Source organism: Streptomyces sp. NBC_01116 (genome assembly GCF_041435495.1).
In the GTDB taxonomy this organism is placed as follows: Bacteria; Actinomycetota; Actinomycetes; order Streptomycetales; family Streptomycetaceae; genus Streptomyces.
The window spans coordinates 677,491-696,797 of the sequence record NZ_CP108644.1 but is presented as its reverse complement, the minus strand read 5'-3'; the positions used below and the strand labels follow the sequence as shown (position 1 = coordinate 696,797).

The window sequence follows — 19,307 nt, the reverse complement described above, 5'->3', positions numbered from 1 at the left end:
CACTGTTCACGATCGGATGAACGTTCGGAATGGTGAGGGTGCCTCACCTTGCGGTTTGCCGGGTGGCGGTCGCTGTGAAGCCCACTCCGGTCGCTCCTTGCGGATACGACTTCAGCAGAGCATAACGACCAGAACTTTGCTATCGCATTACCTTCTCGTGAAGGAACGCAAATGCGCCACCCATGTCATTCATTCGGCTTGTTCTTTGTGATAGCCAATGGGTGGGGAGTGCCGCGAGGGAGGGCGGCGCCGTCAGGTGCGGCGGCCGTGCAGGAAGAGGTGCGGTTCGGGTGCGCCGGCCGGGTGGTCCGGGGTGAACAGCGCGTTGTGCTCCCACTCCACGGCGACCCCCGCCCGCGCGATCAGGGCGGTGAACTCCTCGGCGTCGAAGCTGGAGACCCGGACCGGCTGCCCCATGAACACCGCGTCGACGCCCGCGACGTCCACCGGCACCGTCGCGGCGACCAGCAGCCCGCCGGGCCGCAGCGACCACGCGAGCCGCTCCAGCAGCGCGCGCTGCTCCCCGCGCTCCATCTGGAGCAGCGAGAAGTACACGCAGACCGCGTCGAACTCGCCCTCGGACACGGAGAGATCGCGGACGTCAGCACACCGGAACTCCGCCTCCGGCACCTGCCGGGCCGCGAGCGCGATCATCACCGGCGACACATCGACGCCGAGCACCCGGTGCCCCGCTTCCGCCAGGGTCTGCGCCGTGGGCCGGCCCGTCCCGCAGCCCACGTCCAGGACCCGGCTCCCCGGGGCCAGGTCCGCCAGCAGCCGCTCCAGCGATTCGCGATGGGCGGCCGAACCGGCGAAGGCATGTTCGTACTCCGCTCCCAGCGCGTCGAACACCGCCGCGGCCGGACGCCCGCGGTCGCCGTCCGCGTCCGGAAGCCCCTGGCCGCCGCGGGGCCGCCCGCTGTCACCGAGTCCCTGGCTGTCACCCATCGAGGCGATCCTTCCGTGGTGCGGCGGCCCGGCCGGGAACCGCGTGCCCGGCCGCTGTGAGCGTCCCCCGGCGAGCGCCTGAGTATGCCGGTCCCGCGCCCCTGAGTACGATCCCCGATGTCGCGGTTCCCGGGCCGCTGTTCGATGAGCGCATGACCTCCGAAGCGCCGCGCCGCCCCCGCATCCAGCACGTCACCACCGCCGGCTCCGCCCTGGCCGTCACGCTGCTCCCGCTGGTGGTCGGCGTGCTCCTGGCCAAGACCATGGCGGCGGACCCGATGACCTCGGTGAACGCGCTCGTCACCAACGGCGCGCACCGTCCGCGGGCGTCGCCCAGGGAGTGGCGCCGGTGCGGCGGCCACGCGCTGCGGCGGCTGCGGACCGCCGACCGGGTCCCGCTCGTCCGCACGGGCACGCGCTGACGCCGTCCGGCCGATGAGGTCCGGCCGGACGGCGTGGCGACGGGCGACGGGCGCCGGTCAGCGGACCGGCTCGACCGGCCTCTTCCCGTCGGAGGACGGCCGTTCGAACTGGGTGCGGTACAGCTCCTCGTACCTCCCGCCGGCCGCGAGCAGCTCGGTGTGCGTGCCGTTCTCGACGACCCGGCCCGCCTCCACGACCAGGATCCGGTCGGCCGCCCGCACGGTCGAGAGCCGGTGCGCGATCACCAGGGCGGTCCGGCCCGCCAGCGCTTCGGCCAGCGCCTCCTGGACGGCGGCCTCCGAGGTGGAGTCGAGGTGCGCGGTCGCCTCGTCGAGGATCACGACCCGCTGACGGGCCAGCAGCAGCCGGGCGATGGTGAGGCGCTGGCGCTCCCCGCCGGAGAGCCGGTAGCCGCGCTCGCCCACCACCGTGTCGAGCCCGTCCGGCAGCGAGGCGATCAGACCGTCCAGCCGGGAGCGGCGCAGGGCGTCCCAGATGTCGTCCTCGGAGGCGTCGGGCCGGGCGAGCAGCAGGTTGGCCCGCACCGACTCGTGGAACAGGTGGCCGTCCTGGGTGACCATGCCGAGCGTGTCCCGGATCGAGTCCGCGCTCAGATCGCGTACGTCGACACCGTTCAGCCGGACGGAACCGGCGTCCGTGTCGTACAGCCGGGGCAGCAGCTGCGCGATCGTCGACTTGCCCGCGCCGGAGGAGCCCACCAGGGCGATCATCTGGCCCGGTTCGGCACGGAAGGAGACGTCGTGCAGGACCGTCGTGCCGCCCCGGTCGTCGAGCGTGGCGACCTCCTCCAGCGAGGCGAGGGAGACCTTCTCGGCGGAGGGGTAGCCGAAGGACACCTTGTCGAACTCCACGGAGACCGGGCCCTGTGGCACCGGTCGGGCGTCCGACTTCTGTTCGATCAGCGGCTTCAGGTCCAGGATCTCGTAGACCCGCTCGAAGCTGACGAGCGCGCTCATCACCTCGACCCGGGCCCCGGCCAGCGCGGTGAGCGGCGCGTACAGCCGGGTCAGCAGCAGAGCCAGCGCCACGACGGCTCCCGGCTCCAGGCTGCCGCGCAGGGCGTAGTAACCGCCGAGCCCGTAGACCAGGGCCAGTGCCAGGGCGGAGACGAGGGTGAGGGCGGTGATGAACGCCGACTGGACCATCGCCGTACGGATGCCGATGTCACGCACCCGTTCGGCGCGGGCGGCGAACTCGGCGGACTCGTCGGAGGGGCGCCCGAAGAGCTTGACCAGGGTGGCGCCGGGGGCGGAGAACCGCTCGGTCATCTGGGTGCCCATCGCGGCGTTGTGGTCGGCCTCCTCCCGCTGGAGTCCCGCCATCCGGGCCCCCATCCGGCGGGCCGGCACGACGAACACCGGGAGCAGCACCAGCGAGAGCAGCGTGATCTGCCAGGAGATCGTGAGCATCACAGCGAGCGTCAGCAGCAGGGTGACGACGTTGGAGACGACGCCGGAGAGTGTGTCGCTGAAGGCCCGCTGCGCGCCGATCACATCGTTGTTGAGCCGGCTGACCAGGGCGCCGGTCCGGGTCCGCGTGAAGAAGGCCACCGGCATCTTCTGCACGTGGTCGAAGACGGCGGTGCGCAGGTCCAGGATCAGGCTCTCGCCGAGCGTCGCCGACAGCCAGCGGGTGAGCAGGCCGAGACCTGCCTCGACGACGGCGATGAGCGCGATGAGCAGGGCGAGCCGGGTGACCGTCCCGGTGTCCGCGCCGTTCACGATCGCGTCGACGACCTTGCCGGCCAGCAGCGGGGTGGCCACCGCGAGCAGCGCGGTCAGGACGCTCAGCAGCAGGAAGCGGTGGATCCGCCGACTGTGGGGGCGGGCGAAGACCATGATGCGGCGTAAGGCCTTCCGGGAGAAGGGCCGACGATTCTGCTGGGCGTTCATCGCACTGTGCATCGAATGCCACGCCGTGACTTCCATGTCCATGGGGCGCTCCGAATTCTGACGGCCCCCGGTTCCCCCGACGGCCTGTGGCTCCTGCGGGCCGTGCGGCCCCGGATTCGTTCGGAATGCTATGACCTCAAGTTTGGTTGAGGTCAAGCGTGATGGGCGGGGGGCGTCGCGGTGCGTCCCCGCTCGCGGCGATCGTCCGGCCGGTCGGGGCGGTCATGAGGGGCTGGCATGATCAAGGGATGAACGAGTGCATCATCGCCGCGTGTGACGGGGCGTCGAAGGGAAATCCGGGTCCGGCCGCCTGGGCGTGGGTCGTCGCCGACGCGCAGGGGAGCCCCGTGCGCTGGGAGGCCGGTCCGCTCGGCACCGCGACGAACAACGTCGCCGAGCTCACCGCGCTGGCGGAGCTGCTGGAGTCCATTGGTCCGGCGGCCCGCATCGAGGTGCGGATGGACTCGCAGTACGCCATGAACGCCGTGACCAAGTGGCTGCCGGGCTGGAAGCGCAACGGCTGGAAGACCTCCGGCGGCAAGCCCGTCGCCAACCGCGAGCTGGTCACCCGCATCGACGCCCTGCTCGCCGGGCGCTCGGTGACGTTCCGCTATGTGCCCGCGCACCAGGTGAACGGCGACCCGCTCAACGCGATCGCCGACCAGGCCGCCAGCGAGGCGGCTGTGGCCCAGAGCCCGGCCGGTACGGCGCACGGCGCCACGGCTCTGCCGGTGCCCGCGCCCGCGCGGTCCACGAAGGGACGATCGGAGGCGTCCGGGGCGCCGTCCGGCGGCGCGAAGGGGCGGAGCGCCGCGGGCGCGTCCCGGGGCGGGCGGTCCACCGGCACGATCGCGGCGCGCTTCGCGGGCCGGTGCCACTGCGGAAAGCCGTACGCGGCCAAGGAGCCGATCGCGAAGAACCCGAACGGCTGGGGTCACCCGGAGTGCCGCACCGCTCCCGCCTGATCACGCGAGGGCGGAGGGTGGAGGGTGGGGGGCGTCGGGAGGAAGCGCCCGGAGGAGACGCCCGGAGGCTGGCCCGGTCGGTCGCGGAGGCGTCGGGGGAACGTCGCGCAGTCGCCGCGGGTGTGTCGCACAGTCGCCGCACGTGCGTCGCGGTGAGGATCAGACGTCGGCCCAGACCAGGCGGCCCGCCAGTGCGGCGCGCGTGCCCCAGCGGGCCGCCAGGGCGTCGACGAGGAGAAGGCCCCTGCCGTCCTCCGCCAGGCCGTCGAGCGGGTCGTCGTCCGCCCGGCCGCCCGTCGCCGGGACCCCTGCGACGGGGAGGCCCGCCGAGTCGCCGGGGGAGGCCGGCGCCGGAATCCGGGCCCGGCCGCGATTCCACACGCAGATGCGCACGCCGTCCGCGGAGCGCAGGAGCCGGCAGCGGATCCGCCGGGTGCTGGTGTGCTGCACGGCGTTGGTGACCAGCTCGGTCACTATCAGAGCCGCCGCCTCGATCCGTTCGGCCGGTTCGCCCCAGGCCCGCATGGCCTCCTGGACCCGGTGCCGGGCCTCCGGAACACCCCCGGGCAATCGGGGAACCCACCAGCTGTGTGCGCCTCGGGTACCTCCGGCACCTCGGACACCTCCGTCATCGGGAGCACGCTCCACGCAACTGACTATTTCCGACATGTATGCACTCTCGACGCAAAACGCATACTTTGCAAGCGACAGAGTGTGTGATGCTCCGCCCCGGGGCTCGACGAGGGAGGTTCTGCGCATGCGAGCCCGTTCAGGTCCCACGGTGGAGCACCGCGTTCTCGCGGTCCGCCTCCGTATGCTGCGGGAACGCGCCGGAATCAGCCTTCGGGCCGCGGCCGACGCACTGGACGTCCACCCCGCCACCGTCCGGCGCATCGAGCGCGCCGAGACCGGACTCGACGCCCGGCAGGTCGGCGAACTGCTCCGCTGCTACGGCGTTCCGCCCGCCGTGGCGGAGCCCATCATGGCCGGGCTCGGCGCCGCGAACCTGCCCGGCTGGTGGCACCGGTGGCGGGACGCGATGGACGGCTGGCAGCAGGACGTCATCGGAGTGGAGTCCTCGGCGAGCCTCGTGCGGACCTGGCATCCGGCGCTGGTGCCCGAACTGCTGCGCACCCCCGCCTACGCCGCCGCGCTCTACCGCACGCAGTACCCCGAGGACAGCCCCGCCCGCCGGGACCGCCGCGTCGAGCTGCTGCGGGAGCGCCGCCGCCGCATGCGCGAGCGCGGGGCCGCGCTGTGGGCCCTGCTCCCGGCAGCGGCCCTCCACACGCGGGTCGGCGACCGGGAGACCATGGACGGGCAGCGGGCCGCGCTGGCCGAGGCGATGCGCGAGCAGCACGTCACCGTCCAGGTGGTGCCCATGGACCACCCGCCGCATCCCCTGACCGGCGTACCGCCCCTGCACATCCTCCGGGTGCCCGCGCCCGAGATCGGGGACCAGGCGGTGCTGGAGACCCCGGGCGTCCGGGTCGACGTCATCGACGACCCCGAGGCCGTTATGGCCCACCGCATCCGGCTGGACGCCGCGTGCGCCGCCGCACCCGGCCCCGGGACCCCGCTGCCGGAGTGACCCGCGGGCCCGGCACGCCCGGCCCGTACTCCCGGCCGTCGCCCGGGATGCGGCGGGCCCCGACGCCGTACAGCGTGGGGGAGTGGTGCAGCTGCGCAGGGCCAAGTGGATCCCGTTGGGGGTCATCGTGCTGGGCGTCGTGCTGGACCTCGTGACCCCGACGGACGTCACATCCGCGCCCCTGCTGATGGCCGCCCCGGTCGCCGCCGCGCCGCTCCTGAGCCTGCGCGGCATCATCGCGACCGGCGCCCTCGCGATGGCCGTCCACGCGGGTCTCGCCCGGCACGACGGCACCTTCGGCTGGCAGCGGGGCGTCGCCAACCAGCTCACCCTTCTGGCCGTGACCGTGCTGGCCGTCTTCATCCACCGCGCCCTGGAGGGCCGGGACGCCCGGACGCGCCGCGCGCGCCATATCGCCGCCGTGGCCCAGAGCGCCGTCCTGCCCAGGCCCCCCTCGCGCCTCGGCGAGCTCAGGATCGCCGCCCGGTACGTGCCCGCCGAGGACGAGGCCATGATCGGCGGCGACCTCTACGTCGTCCAGGACACCCCGCACGGGGTGCGCGTGATGGTCGGGGACGTCCGGGGGAAGGGGCTGGGCGCGGTCAGGGCGGTCTGCGCGGACCTGGGGGCCTTCCGGTACGCGGCGGACGAGGCGGAGGACCTGCCCGGCCTCGTGGCCGCGCTGGAACGGGCCCTCCTGCGCGAGGGCGGCCGGCGCGGCGGCCAGGAGCAGGAGGAGGGGTTCACCACCGCGCTCATCGCCGAGTTCGCCGAAGACCTCGAAGCCGTACGCGTCGTCAACCGGGGGCATCCGCCGCCGGTGCTGCTGGACGCCGAGGGCCGGGCCACCGTCCTCGGCCCGTCCGAGGAGGCGCCTCCGCTCGGCCTGAGCGCCCTGGGGCCCTGGTCCTCCCCGGTCGACACCTTCCCGTTCCCGCCCGGCGCCACCCTCATCTGCTACACGGACGGCGTCACGGAGGCCCGCGACGAGTCCGGGGTCTTCTACGACGCCTCCGTCCGGCTGCCCTTCCTCGTCCACCACCGCGCGCTGATCGGCGACCCGGCCTCCCCGGCCCAGATCCTCCACCTGCTGATCGAGGACGTCGGGCATCACACCGGCGGCCGGATCCAGGACGATCAGGCGCTCCTCGCCCTGCACCGCCCCCGGGCCCACCGGTACGCGTGAGAGCCGCTCCGCGCGGCGGTGTTCCCACACGGTGTGTCCGCCAGGGGTTTGAGGCGCCGATCGGCGGTCACCCGCACGGAAGACACGTACGGCAAGCGACGTACGACGCATCGACATCAGGAGTGAGCGGAGTTGAGCAGCATGGAGAACTGGCGCCTGCACGCCGCCTGCCGCGAGGAGGACCCGGACCTGTTCTTCCCCATCGGGAGCACGGGCCCCGCCGTCGTCCAGACCGAGGAGGCCAAGGCCGTCTGCCGGACCTGCCCCGTACAGGCCGCCTGCCTGGAGTGGGCCCTGGAGAACAAGCAGGACTCCGGCATCTGGGGCGGCCTCTCCGAGAACGAGCGGCGCTCCCTCAAGCGCCGCAGCCGCAGGCGGGCGGAGGCCCGGGGGCGCGGTACGGCCTGACCCGTACCGCGGTACTTCCCCGGCCCCGAACGGTGACCCCACCGCCACGGGTTCGTCGTACGGGGAGGAATGGGTACACGATGAGCCATGGACACCACCACCGTTTGGCTCGTTCTCGGCGCCGTGGCCGTGCTGATCATGCTGGCCTCGGCCGTCGTGCTTCTGGTGCGCGTCTTCAAGGCCAGGAAGCTGCTGGTCGACGCCGGGATCCCGCTGCGCAGCAAGGCGCTCGTCTGGGCGGCCGCCATCTACACCGTGTCACCGGTCGACCTGCTGCCCGACCCCGTCTACCTGGACGACATCGGCTTCCTGCTGCTGGCGCTGCGCTCGCTGCACGCCGCCGCCGCGTCGGCCGGGCTGGGGCCGGCGAAGGGGGCCGGCGCCCCGCAGGGGATTCCGAAGCCGGAGAGGCCGACGGAGCCCCGGCCGGACGCCGTGCGTTAGACCCTCAGGCGGTGTGCGGCACCGTTGCCCGGGAGTCGGCCCACTGCTCCTGCTCCCGGTGCTGTTCCTGCTGCTCTTCCTGGTTCCGGGGCAGGGGTCACGACTGGGTGTCGGGCTGCGGCTCCTGGGGCTGCTGCGGTTCCTCCGGCGGTGCGGGCTCGGTGTCGGGCTCGGGCCTGGGCGGGTCGTCGGGCGGTGCGGGCTCGGTGTCGGGCTCCGGCTCGGGCGCGGTGTCCTGCTCCGGGTTCGGCTCGCGCTCGTTCGGAGGCGTGGGGTCGGGCTTCCGCGGGGGCGGGTCGTCACGCGGGGGCGTCACTTCACCCGGGGTCGGGGGACAGGAACGGTTCGGGTCGTCGTCGGACCCCGGCGGGCATTTCCCGGGCGGATCCGTCTTCTTGTCCTTGCCACCGGTGTCTCCCGCCGGACGGGTGAACCAGTCGCCGCTGTCCGGATCGACCATCTTGAACTCGTCCACCGCCTTGGACGACGGGTCCACCACGACCACCTCCGACGCCCGGTATCCGGGCCAGGCCTTCCCCGTCTGCCGCGGAGTGTCCTCCTGGGCGACGGGCGGAAGCAGCGGGTTCCCGCAGGCGCAGCGCACCCGGGGCACGCCCCGGTCGTCGACGAGGACCGCCGTACCCGCCTGGAGCACCGCCTGGTAGGCGTCGGCCTTGCCGTCCTGGTAGCCGTGGTTGGTGACGCGGGTGTCCATGCGCAGCGTCACGGGAGTGAGCCCCCGCAGATAGCCGGGGACGGCGGACGGCTCGATGCCCTGGACCGAGGCGAACGCCCGGTTCTTGTCCGGAGCCGCCTGCAACACCTTGATCTGCTGTTCCACATCGCAGCTGGCGACCTTGCGGGTGCCCCCGTACAGACCCGGGGCCGCGCCGTCCACGCCACGCGTCACCTGCTGTTCGGTCTTCGACGGGCTCGGTGTGACGGACGGGCTGGCGGTGCCGGGCTCGGTCTCGCTCTCGCGGGCCGTGGACTCCGTGAACGGGTCCGGTCCGGATTCGCCCGCCGGCTGGAGGAACACCTCGCCGCCCGCCTTCGACCCGCCGTCGTCGGGCCGGGTCAGGACGACGACCAGCACCACCGCGGCGACCACGGCCGTCACGATCGCCGCGATCCGGGGCACCGATCGCCACCAGGGGCGGTCCGGTCCGGGGCCGGGTGCGGCGCCCGAGCCGCTGCCCGGGTCGCCGGGGCCTCCGGAACCCCCGGAGCCGCCCGCGTCGCCGCCACCCGAGCCGCCCGAACCGCCCGAGCCGGGAGGCCCGTCGTGGTCTCCGCCGCTGGGCGGCGGGCCGGACACGGTGGGAGGGGGCGGGGCGCTGTCGGCGTCCGAGGGGCCCGAGAGCGGGCCGGACGGCGGTCCTGTGGGGCGGCCGGATGGCGGCGGTTGGACACTCACGGGCTCTGCTCCCGATGTCGGTACCCGCCCGGACCGTCCCAGCCCGGTCCCGTTTCCGTACCGGGCACACCAGTGGGCGATCCAGGGCATTTCGCATCATTGTCTGTCCCGTCCCGGTGGCTCCCGCAAGCGGAGGGAGGGACCGGTTCTCCGGGTGGCGGATTCTCCGGATCGGTTCTCCGGGGAGTCGATTCTCCGGGGAGCGGAGCGGTCGGACCCTGCTTAGCGTGGGGGCGTGAACGTCCGGGTGAGTAACGACGAGAACAGCGCACGCTCCCCCCACGGCTGGCGCGACGCGCTCCTGGCGGTCCTCACCGGCGCGCTGGCCATGGTGGTGACCGCGGCCCTGGGCCTGTGGGCCGCCGGAGCCGCCGGGCTGCCGGGCGGCGCCTTCCCGGCCGTCGTCGCCGCGGTGGTGGTGATGGCGGCGGGCGGCTCCGTGGGGCTCTCCGGGGACGCCGGTTCGCTGGTGGGGACGCAGGCCGACCTCTCGGTCCTGCCGCTCTCGGTGACCCTGGTGGGCGCACTCCTGGTCGCCCGGGGATTCCTCCGCCCGCTCCACCACCGGGCCGTCGCCGGAGGCCGCGAACTGGCCGGCTGGGCGGGCCGCGTCGCAGCCCTGTGGATCGTCGCGCTGATCGTCCTCGCGCTGATCGCCCGGCACACCTTCACCCTCTCGGCCGAGGACCTCACGGGCGGCGGGGCCGGGGACCTCCTCGGCGAGGACCCGAAGGTCGGCTTCCGGGCGGAGATCCCCCTCACCCTGGTCTTCGGGCTGCTGTGGCTGGCCGGTGTCCTCGTGCTGGCCCTGCTCGTCTCGCGCCGCGCCCCGCTCCCCGCCCGGCTGCTGCGCTTCCAGGAAGCGGTGCGCCCGGCGGCGTACGCCATGGTGGCGCTGCTCCTCGCGTGCGTCGCGATCGGCGTCGTCGCCGGAATCGTCGTGATGATCACGCGCGGGCACCCCGCCGAGACCGCCGCGGTGCTCCTCCTCGGGCTGCCCAACCTGGTCTGGCTCGCGCTCACCATCGGCCTGGGCGCGTCCTGGGAGGGCAAGGTGGACGGCCCCTTCGGGCTGCCCATGCCCCAGGTGCTCGACTCCGTCCTGCGCACCCCCGACCTCTCCACCCTGAACCTGAGCACCCTCGCCGAACAGGACGGGCGCGTGCGCTGGCTCGTGGTCGTCGTCGCCGTGCTGGTGCTCGCCGCCGCCTTCCTCATGGCGGCCCGGTCGCCCGCCGGTACACGGCTGTGGCAGCACGCGGTCCATATGGCGGTGGCGCTCACCCTGACCGTGCTGCTCATCTGCCTCACCGCCCGGATCTCCGCCCACTACGGGCTGTCCCTGCTGGGCCTGGGGGACCTGGGGGGCGGACTCGGCGGAGAGGTGTCGCTGCGCCCGAAGCTGTGGACCGTGCTCGGGTTCGCGGTGCTGTGGGGCCTGGTCACCGGCTTGGTCGGCGGTCTCGCCGCCTCCCGGGTGCACCGGCGCGGCGAGGTCCCCGACGCGGGACCCGGCGTCTGAACCGACGCTTCTCCTCAGACTCGGCCGAGGTCCGGGAACACCGGTTCGGCCCAGCGGGGCGGCGCGGGCGGCGGTTCGGGGGCGGCCGACCAGGAACCGGCCGGGGCGTCCACCCGGGTCGGCGCGTGCTCGCCGGGCCGGAGGCCCGCCGCCGCGGCCCGCAGCGCGGCGACGAACCGCAGGCAGGTCTCGTAACGGTCCTCCGGGGACTTCGCGAGCGCCTTCGCCAGTACGACGTCGACGGCTTCGGGAAGACCGGGTCGCAGCGCGCTGGGCGGGGCGGGCGGGTCGTACTGGTGGGCCCACAGCAGGGCCATGTCGTCGTCCCGCTGGAAGGGCGGCGCACCGGTCAGGGTCTCCTGGACCACGCAGGCGAGGCTGTACACGTCGCACCGCCCGTCCACGGGCCGCCCGGAGATCTGCTCCGGCGCCACGTAGTCGAGGGTGCCGACGAACTGGCCGACCGTGGTGAACCCGGTCAGCGACAGCGACTTCTTCGTCAGCCCGAAGTCCGTGAGGTACACGTGCTCCGGATGGTCGCTGTCGGTGCCCGCCGCCACCAGGATGTTGCCGGGCTTCACGTCCCGGTGCACCAGGTCGTGGTCGTGGGCCGCGTCGAGCGCGGAGGCGACCTGCGCGGCGATCCGGACCGCGGCGGTCAGGTCCAGCGGTCCGCGCCGGTCGATCAGGACCCGCAGATCGGCGCCCGCGACGAACCGCATGGCGATGTAGAGCAGCCCCTCCGTCTCGCCCGCCTCGAACACCGGCACGATGTGGGGGTGGTCGATCGCGGCCGCCACGCGTGACTCGTGCGTGAACCGCTGCCGGAAGGTGTCGTTGCGGGCCAGTTCGGGGGCGAGCAGCTTCAGCGCGACGATCCGGTCCAGCCGCAGGTCCTTGGCACGGTAGACGACCGCCATGCCGCCGCGGCCGATCTCCGCCTCCACCAGATAGCTCGCGATCCGCTTGCCGACGAGATCGTCCTCGCGCCCGGTGGGCAGCCCGGCGTCGTGCGAGGGAGGCGGCGGCGCCACCGACCGTCACCGCCCCGCGTTCCCCGACGTCCCGCCGCCGGGCGGATCGTCGGGCCCGGCGACGGTGATCGCCCGGGTGGGTTCGGGGCCGTCCGGGCGGATCACTCGGTCGGGTCCGGGCTCGTCGGCGGTGACGACGCGGGTGGGTTCGGGTTCGTCGCCGACGACCACACGGGTGGGCTCGGGGCCCTCCGGCGCGACCACGCGGGTCGGCTCCGGCCCCGGCCTCTCACCGGTCGCCATCCGCGGGGGCTCCGGAGCGCGGGCCGACGCCGGGGACCGAGCCGGCGCCGAGGTCGGGCCCGGAGCCGGGTCAGGGGCCTCCGCCTCCCCGGACGCCGGGTCCGCCGCTCCCGGGCCCGTCCGGGACGCGTACGTACTGAGCCGCGTCCCGTCGCAGAAGACCCACCGCTCGTGCTCGGCGTCGTACAGCCACACCGACTCCCCGTCGACCACCATCCCCACCCGCAGCCCCCGCGTCCGCTGCCGGAAGCCCTCCCCGTCGCTGCGCCCCTCGGCCAGGTCCTGGGCAGCGCGGCGGTACCGGGTCAGCGACTCCTCCGCCCTCGCCAGCAGCGGTCGCGGATCCGCGGTGCGCGCGAGCGGCTGCCCGGCGGCCGGAGGCGTCCGCGGTACGGAGACGAGGAGCCGCCCGTCGACCCAGGCGGACCAGCCGTTGGAGCAGGCTACGTACGCCCAGTCCCCGCGCCGCTCCCACAACTGCACCGGCAGCAGGGCGTCCAGCGGGTCGGTGGGCCGGGCGACGTCGGGAGACTCCCAGGCCGGGAGACCGTCCGGCGGGACGACGTGCGTGGGGCGGAATTCCGGGGTCGCCATGGAACCGCCTCACTTCCGCATGACCGCGGGCTCGTGCCGCCTCAGCAGTTTCGTGACCACGTATCCGAAGACGAGCGAGAGGACGACCATCATGCCCATGTTGAGGAGCCAGACCCCGGCCGAGTGTCCGAAGAGCGGATCGGAGGTCAGGTCGCCCGGCACGGTCCGCGCCAGATCGATCGTTCCGGCCATCGCCCCGAGTGCCCACCGCGACGGCACCAGCCACGACAGCTGCTCCACACCGGGCACCCCGTTCAGCTTGAGCAGCGCACCGCAGAAGACGACCTGGACGATGGCGAGGAGGACCAGCAGTGGCATCGTCACCTCCTCCTTGCGCACGAGCGCGGAGACGAGGAGGCCGAGCATCATCGCGGTGAAGGACAACAGGGCCACGGCCAGCGTGATCTCCACCAGCGGTGGCAGGAAGACCCCTTCGCCGCCGGGTGCGTCGAGGTCGACGCCCACGAGTCCCACCAGGGTCAGGACCACGGCCTGGAGGACGGTGATGGTCCCGAGGACCACGATCTTCGACATCAGATACGCGGATCTGGACAACCCGACGGCACGTTCCCGCTGGTAGATCACCCGTTCCTTGACCAACTCCCGTACCGCGTTGGCCGCTCCGGTCAGCACGCCGCCGACGCACAGGATCAGCAGGGCGTTCATCGCCGTCTCCTGGGTGAGCCGGCTGCCCGCCAGTGCGCGGGCCATGGCTCCCATGACGAAGGGCAGCGCGATCATGATGATCAGGAAGGTCCGGTCCGCGCTCAGCGCGGAGGCGTACCGGCGCACCAGCGTGCGCAGTTGCGCACCCCAGTTACGGGTCTTCGGCGGCGGGGCGACCAGCACTCCGGGCGCGGCGGGCGGCAGCTGCGGCTGCGCCGAGGCATTGACGATGTACTGCCGGTGGAAGGGCGAGTCGGCGTACGTGGCCGCCCAGTCGCGGTCGCGGTCGTTCTCGAACGCCTCGAACGCCTCCGGCCACTCCTCGAACCCGAAGAAGGCGAGGGCGTCCTCCGGAGGACCGTAGTAGGCGATGCGCCCACCGGGTGCGAGGACGAGCAAACGGTCGCAGACCTCCAGACTCAGCACACTGTGCGTGACGACGATGACGGTACGGCCGTCGTCGGCCAGCCCGCGCAGCATGTGCATGACCGAGCGGTCCATACCGGGGTCGAGCCCCGAGGTCGGCTCGTCGAGGAAGAGCAGCGAAGGCTTGGTCAGCAGCTCCAGGGCCACGCTGACCCGCTTGCGCTGGCCGCCGGAGAGCGAGTGGATCGGCTGGTCGGCGCGCTCTTCGAGGCCGAGCTCCCGGATCACCTCGGCGACCCGCGCCTGCCGCTCGGCCTTCGCGGTGTCCTGCGGGAAGCGCAGCTCGGCGGCGTAACCGAGGGCCTTACGCACGGTCAGCTGCGCGTGCAGGATGTCGTCCTGCGGCACGAGGCCGATGCGCTGGCGCAGCTCGGCGAAGTCCCGGTAGAGGTCACGGCCGTCGTAGAGCACCGTGCCGCTGTCGGCCGGGCGCTGGCCGGTGAGCGCGTTGAGCAGCGTGGACTTTCCCGCGCCGCTGGGTCCCACCACGCCGAGCAGGCACTTCTCGCCGACGGGGAAGGAGATCCGGTCCAGCAGCGTCTTGCCGCCCTTGCCCGCCCGGCCGACCGTCACTTCCAGGTCCTGGACGTCCAGCGAGACCTCACCGGTATCCACGAACTCCTGGAGGGTGTCGCCGACCAGGCAGAACGCCGAGTGGCCGATGCCCACGATGTCACCGGGGCCGAGGGGGCCCCGGGTGACCGGCCGGCCGTTGAGGAAGGTCCCGTTGTGGCTGCCGAGGTCGACGATCTCGTAGGAGCCGTCGGCCAGCGCGCGCAGTTCGGCGTGGTGGCGGGAGACCACGAGGTCGTCGATGACGAGGTCGTTGCCGGCGTCGCGGCCGATCCGCACGGTCTTCGCGGGCAGCGGCCGTACCGTCGTCGGCTGCCGGAACGTGCCGGTCGCCGCGGGCATCGACACGGCCGACGGCCGGTCGGCGGCGGAGGACGAGAGGGAAGGAGCGGCGGCGGGTGCGGGAGGTTCCCGGCCCAGGAGGACGGCGCGCGGCCCGTCGCTCGGATTGCCGAAGCGGATCTCGCTGCCCGCGCCGACGTCCGTGGCGCGGATGCGCCGGCCGCCGGTGTACGTGCCGTTGGTGCTGTCCTCGTCCTCGATCGTCCAGTGACCCGCCTCGGGGTGCAGGATCGCGTGGTGCCAGGAGACCCGGATGTCGTCGATGACCACATCGCACTCGGGGTCGCGCCCGACATGGTAGTCCCGGCTCGGACTCATCACCGTGGAGCCCAGATCGGTCTCCAGAACGAGTTCGGGCGCAGTCGGCGTCGCAGGCCGCTCTCCCATGCCCTGAATTCTACCGATACGTAACGATCGGCGCCCGCCGCAGGGGAATCGGGACTGCTGCCGCAGGCCGTCTCGACTGCTGCCGAGGGGGCATCGGGGCTGCTGCCGCCGGGCATCGGGGCCGCTGTGGGCCGTTCAGTGCGGCACGGTCGTTCAGCGCAGCACGGTGGCGAGGATGACCTTCCCGCCACCCGCCGCCTCGCGCACCCGTACCTCCTGGGCCAGTCGCTGGACCATCGGCCAGCCGAAACCGCCGTTCAGACCGGTCAGATCGGGCGTCCGGTCCTGCGGGTGCGCCGGACTCGGGTCGGTGACCCGGACGTGGACGCCCCTGCGGTCGGCGGTCAGCCACAGTGCGGTGACGGCCCCCGCGTGCAGGACGGCGTTGGTGACCAGTTCCGACACGAGGATCAGGAGGTTCTGCACCGTGTGCGAGGCCGGCGAGGGATGCAGCCGAGCGACGAAGGCGCTGACCGCGTCCCGCGCGTCGGCGGCCTTCTCCGGCCGGCAGACGAAGTCGGTACGGGTCTCGCCGTCCGGTGAAAGTGTCATCAGAATGCGGTCGTCCATGGTCTCCACCCCGTCGCGTGAGCTTTCTGGCTGGAGTTCGGGTACCCCCGAAACGGCATTTCATGGAAAGAAGCGGCATCCATGCAGAACCACCGCGACGAAACGCCCGAGGTGGGCGAGGTGCGCGAAGCGCGAGCGGGCCACCGAACGGTCTCTTCCCGCCGCACGGCCGGGCGTGGGCCCCGGTCCGTGTGCGCTCCCCATGTCAGGGGCCAGATTTCTATCGTTGAAAATTCTGCGTGCACGACCGTTGTGCAGTGTTTGGTGTTGTGGCTCAATGTTCGACTATGTGCAGTGCCTCGCTGGTTCGAGGCACCCCCGGCTCTTCGACGAGGATGACGCCTTGAGACGACAACACCCGCGCCCCCGTGCCCTGTTCAGGGTTCTGACCTGCGCTGCGGCGCTGCTCATACCGGTCGGCGCCACCCTGGTCCCGACGGCGGCCGCCGCGCCTGTCGCCCCCGCCGGAGCCACCGCCTCCGCCTCTGCCGAGGCCACGGCGAAGACCTTCACGGCAGACGACCCGGTCACCGATGTCCACGGGCTGAAGGGCGAGTACTTCAGCATGTCCGCCCCGGGCGCCCGTGACTTCGCCGAACTCGGCGCCACCTTCCTGGACCCCGAGATCAACTTCCCCGGTCTCACGGGGACGTTCGAGTCGGCCACCGGCAGGACCGAGCACACGACGGCCCGTTGGACGGGACAGTTGGAGGCGCCCGAGACAGGGGAGTACACCTTCTCCGCCATCGGCGACAACGGCTTCCGGCTCTTCCTCGACAGAAACGTTGTCATCGACCACTGGGAGCCGGACTGGGACAAGGAGCAGCACAGCGCTCCGATCTCCCTGAAGGCCGGGGAGAAGCACGACTTCAAGCTGGAGATGTTCCAGGACATCGGCGGCGCCAGCATGTTCCTGCGCTGGGGGAGCGACACCCTCAAGAAGCAGATCGTGCCCGAGTCCGCGTTCACCCCGCCCGCCGGCTTCGAGGTCTACCCGGTCGCCCTGAGCGTCGCGAAGAACGGCAAGCGCCTCCAGGCCACCTTCAGGGACCGCGTCTCGGACTACCGGAAGGTGAAGGAGCACCTCACGATCGAGGTCGACACCTCCCCGATGCCGGTGAAGTCGGTGAACCGGGCCTCGGGCGATCCGAGGGCGCTGATCATCGACCTCGCCGCGCCGGTCCAGAAGGACCAGCGGGTGAAGGTCGTCTACGACGGCCAGGGCGGTCTGAAGTCGGGGACCGAGACCGTCCCGGAGATCGGCCGCACCGCCAAGAACCTCTCCACGCACCGCCTCACCACCACCTGGGGCGACAAGCTGGACAAGAACCACCCGCTGCCCGAATACCCCCGGCCGCAGCAGGTCCGCGACCGGTGGAAGAACCTCAACGGGCCCTGGGAGTTCGCCGGGGCCACCGAGGGCGAGCAGCCGGTCTTCGGCAAGAAGCTCGACGAGAAGATCATCGTGCCGTTCCCGGTCGAGTCCCAGCTCTCCGGCCTGGAGCGCGACGAGGACCACATGTTCTACCGCAAGCTCGTCACCGTGCCGGCGAACTGGTCGGTCGGCAAGGACAAGAACGGCAAGGGCAAGCGGCTGAAGCTCAACTTCGACGCCGTCGACTATCGGTCCACCGTCTGGGTCAACGGCACCGAGGTCGCCGAACACACCGGCGGCTACACCGGGTTCAGCGCCGACATCACCGACGCGCTCAAGGGAAGCGGTCCCCAGGAGATCGTCGTCGCGGTCACCGACAAGACCGGGCCGAACCAGCCCAAGGGCAAGCAGTCCACCAACCCCGGCGGCATCGTCTACACCCCGACCTCCGGCATCTGGCAGACCGTGTGGATGGAGCCGATCGCCCCCGCCGCCATCGACTCACTGACCACCACGCCGGACATCGACACCGGCCGCCTCGCGGTCACCGTCAACTCCGCGAAGGCCTCCGCCGACGCCCGGATCACCGCCGTCGCCCGCGACCGCAGGGGCAAGGTCGTCGGCACGGTCACCGGCCCCGCCAACCGCGAGCTCAGCCTCAAGCTCAAGAACCAGCGCCTCTGGTCGCCGGACGACCCCTACCTGTACGACCTCGACGTCTCCCTCGCCGACGGCCGCTCCAAGGACAGCGTCGAGAGCTACTTCGGGATGCGCCAGCTGAAGATCGACAAGGTGGGCGGTTACCAGAAGCTCGTCCTCAACGGGAAGCCCTTCTTCTCCCTCGCCATGCTCGACCAGGGCTTCTGGCCCGACGGGCTGTACACCCAGCCCAGTGACGCCGCTCTCACCTTCGACCTGAAGGCCCAGAAGGACCTCGGCTTCAACGCCGTACGCAAGCACATCAAGGTCGAGTCGCCGCGCTGGTACTACCACGCCGACCGGCTCGGACTGCTCGTGTGGCAGGACTTCGTCAACGCCGACATCGACAACGAGACCGGCAAGACCGCCTTCCTCACCCAGGGGAAGGAGATGATGAGGCAGTTCCACAACTACCCCTCCATCAGCGGCTGGATCGTCTTCAACGAGGGCTGGGGCGAGTGGGACCGCACCGAGACCGGCAAGATCGCCGAGGACGTCAAGGCACTGGACCCGTCCCGCGTGGTCAACGCGCACAGTGGGGTCAACTGCTGCGCCTCCAAGGGTGATTCCGGCAAGGGCGAGATCATCGACCACCACGACTACGTGAACAACGACCCGGCCTTCCCGGACGACCGGCGTGCCGCGATGGACGGCGAGCACGGCGGCTTCACGCTCCGCACCCCGGGGCACATGTGGCCCGGAGCCCCCGCCAACATCTACAGCGGGGTCGCGGACAAGGCCGCGCTTACCGCCAAGTACGTCGACAACACCCGTACGTACTACCTCGCCGCCGCCGGCGCCGAGCTGTCCGGCTCCGTCTACACCCAGGTCAGCGACCTGGAGAACGAGCTGAACGGCCTGTGGACGTATGACCGGCGCGAGATCAAGGTCGACCCGAAGAAGGTCCGCGAGATCAACCGACAGGTGATCGCCGCCGGGGCCAACGCCGGTGAGCGCGACGCGTTGAAGGGCGGCGGTTCCTGGTCGCTCGACGAGAACAAGGGCGCCACCGCCCGCGACAGCGGCCCCAACAAGGCCCATCTCGCCCTGGAGGGCGGCACCTCCTGGGCGCCGGGCGTAACCGGCTCGGCGCTGAGGTTCGACGGCGAGGGTCAGTACGCGCAGAGCGCCGGCCCGGTCGTGGACACCACGAAGGACTACACGGTCTCCGCGTGGGCCTCGTTGGACGCGCTGCCCGGCAACTACGCCACCGTCGTCAGCCAGGACGGCCGGCGTACCGAGAACCCCTTCTACCTCCAGTACGGGCAGGGGGCGTTCGCCTTCTCCACCCCGGGCGGCAAGCGCGCCCGCCTGGAGATCACTCCGGAGACCGGCACGTGGTACCACCTGGTCGGGGTCCGCGAGGGTGACACCATCACGCTGTACGTCGACGGGAAGCCCGCCGCCACCACCGAGGCGGGTCCGGCCGACGTGAGCACCGGCCCGCTCTCCGTCGGGCGGGCCCAGTACGACGGTGCCAGGGGCGACTTCTGGAACGGCTCCGTCGATCAGGTCGGGGTGTACGACAAAGCCCTGACCGCCGAAGAGGTGGCTGCGCTCCACGGCCGTCAGCGGCCGTAG

General features: G+C 72.2%; 16 protein-coding genes. 8 read left to right on the top strand and 8 right to left on the bottom strand.

The genetic code is table 11. The annotated features are described in order from the left end of the window. Positions 1-252 precede the first annotated feature (252 nt). Positions 253-948 (bottom strand): class I SAM-dependent methyltransferase, encoded by a 696-nt coding sequence (locus OG245_RS02825; protein ID WP_371621955.1) that lies wholly within the window; start codon positions 946-948, stop codon positions 253-255. Positions 949-1,100: 152 nt separating this feature from the next. Between OG245_RS02825 and OG245_RS02820 the strand changes: the two genes are divergently transcribed. Then, entirely contained in the window at positions 1,101-1,370 is a 270-nt protein-coding gene (locus OG245_RS02820; RefSeq protein ID WP_371621954.1) for a hypothetical protein, read from the top strand. Positions 1,371-1,427: 57 nt separating this feature from the next. Here OG245_RS02820 and OG245_RS02815 read toward each other — a convergent pair whose 3' ends face one another. Then, a complete protein-coding gene (locus tag OG245_RS02815) occupies positions 1,428-3,326 on the bottom strand; it encodes an ABC transporter ATP-binding protein (RefSeq protein WP_371621953.1) in 1,899 nt (632 codons plus the stop codon). Between the two features lie 206 nt (positions 3,327-3,532). Here OG245_RS02815 and OG245_RS02810 point away from each other — a divergent pair, with 206 nt between their 5' ends. Further along, positions 3,533-4,249, top strand: coding sequence for a ribonuclease H (locus OG245_RS02810; protein ID WP_371621952.1), 717 nt, complete (start codon positions 3,533-3,535; stop codon positions 4,247-4,249). A gap of 159 nt (positions 4,250-4,408) precedes the next feature. On the opposite strand, the gene OG245_RS02805 is transcribed toward OG245_RS02810, so the two are convergent. Continuing rightward, a complete protein-coding gene (locus OG245_RS02805; protein ID WP_371621951.1) occupies positions 4,409-4,774 on the bottom strand; it encodes an ATP-binding protein in 366 nt (121 codons plus the stop codon). Between the two features lie 232 nt (positions 4,775-5,006). Between OG245_RS02805 and OG245_RS02800 the strand changes: the two genes are divergently transcribed. From OG245_RS02800 to OG245_RS02785, 4 genes are all read left to right on the top strand, one after another. Then, positions 5,007-5,840, top strand: coding sequence for a Scr1 family TA system antitoxin-like transcriptional regulator (locus tag OG245_RS02800; RefSeq protein WP_371621950.1), 834 nt, complete (start codon positions 5,007-5,009; stop codon positions 5,838-5,840). An 82-nt stretch (positions 5,841-5,922) separates the two neighbouring features. Continuing rightward, positions 5,923-7,026, top strand: a complete 1,104-nt coding sequence (locus OG245_RS02795; protein ID WP_371621949.1) for a PP2C family protein-serine/threonine phosphatase — start codon at positions 5,923-5,925, stop codon at positions 7,024-7,026. A 141-nt stretch (positions 7,027-7,167) separates the two neighbouring features. Beyond that, the gene (locus OG245_RS02790) at positions 7,168-7,434 is read left to right on the top strand and encodes a WhiB family transcriptional regulator (RefSeq protein WP_371621948.1); all 267 of its coding nucleotides are present in this window, start codon (positions 7,168-7,170) and stop codon (positions 7,432-7,434) included. Positions 7,435-7,521: 87 nt separating this feature from the next. Beyond that, the gene (locus tag OG245_RS02785; RefSeq protein WP_371621947.1) at positions 7,522-7,878 is read left to right on the top strand and encodes a YkvA family protein; all 357 of its coding nucleotides are present in this window, start codon (positions 7,522-7,524) and stop codon (positions 7,876-7,878) included. 97 nt (positions 7,879-7,975) lie between these two features. Here OG245_RS02785 and OG245_RS02780 read toward each other — a convergent pair whose 3' ends face one another. Beyond that, entirely contained in the window at positions 7,976-9,295 is a 1,320-nt protein-coding gene (locus tag OG245_RS02780) for a DUF6777 domain-containing protein (protein WP_371621946.1), read from the bottom strand. Positions 9,296-9,530: 235 nt separating this feature from the next. Between OG245_RS02780 and OG245_RS02775 the strand changes: the two genes are divergently transcribed. After that, on the top strand, positions 9,531-10,817 hold the full coding sequence (locus OG245_RS02775) for a streptophobe family protein (RefSeq protein WP_371621945.1): 1,287 nt from the start codon (positions 9,531-9,533) through the stop codon (positions 10,815-10,817). A gap of 14 nt (positions 10,818-10,831) precedes the next feature. Here OG245_RS02775 and OG245_RS02770 read toward each other — a convergent pair whose 3' ends face one another. The 4 genes from OG245_RS02770 to OG245_RS02755 form a co-directional block, all read right to left on the bottom strand. Next, a complete protein-coding gene (locus OG245_RS02770; RefSeq protein ID WP_371621944.1) occupies positions 10,832-11,851 on the bottom strand; it encodes a serine/threonine-protein kinase in 1,020 nt (339 codons plus the stop codon). Between the two features lie 6 nt (positions 11,852-11,857). Next, positions 11,858-12,688 (bottom strand): hypothetical protein, encoded by an 831-nt coding sequence (locus tag OG245_RS02765; RefSeq protein WP_371621943.1) that lies wholly within the window; start codon positions 12,686-12,688, stop codon positions 11,858-11,860. 9 nt (positions 12,689-12,697) lie between these two features. Further along, on the bottom strand, positions 12,698-15,082 hold the full coding sequence (locus OG245_RS02760) for an FHA domain-containing protein (protein ID WP_371621942.1): 2,385 nt from the start codon (positions 15,080-15,082) through the stop codon (positions 12,698-12,700). A 153-nt stretch (positions 15,083-15,235) separates the two neighbouring features. Beyond that, the gene (locus OG245_RS02755) at positions 15,236-15,652 is read right to left on the bottom strand and encodes an ATP-binding protein (protein ID WP_371621941.1); all 417 of its coding nucleotides are present in this window, start codon (positions 15,650-15,652) and stop codon (positions 15,236-15,238) included. Between the two features lie 277 nt (positions 15,653-15,929). Here OG245_RS02755 and OG245_RS02750 point away from each other — a divergent pair, with 277 nt between their 5' ends. Continuing rightward, positions 15,930-19,307, top strand: coding sequence for a LamG-like jellyroll fold domain-containing protein (locus OG245_RS02750; protein ID WP_371621940.1), 3,378 nt, complete (start codon positions 15,930-15,932; stop codon positions 19,305-19,307).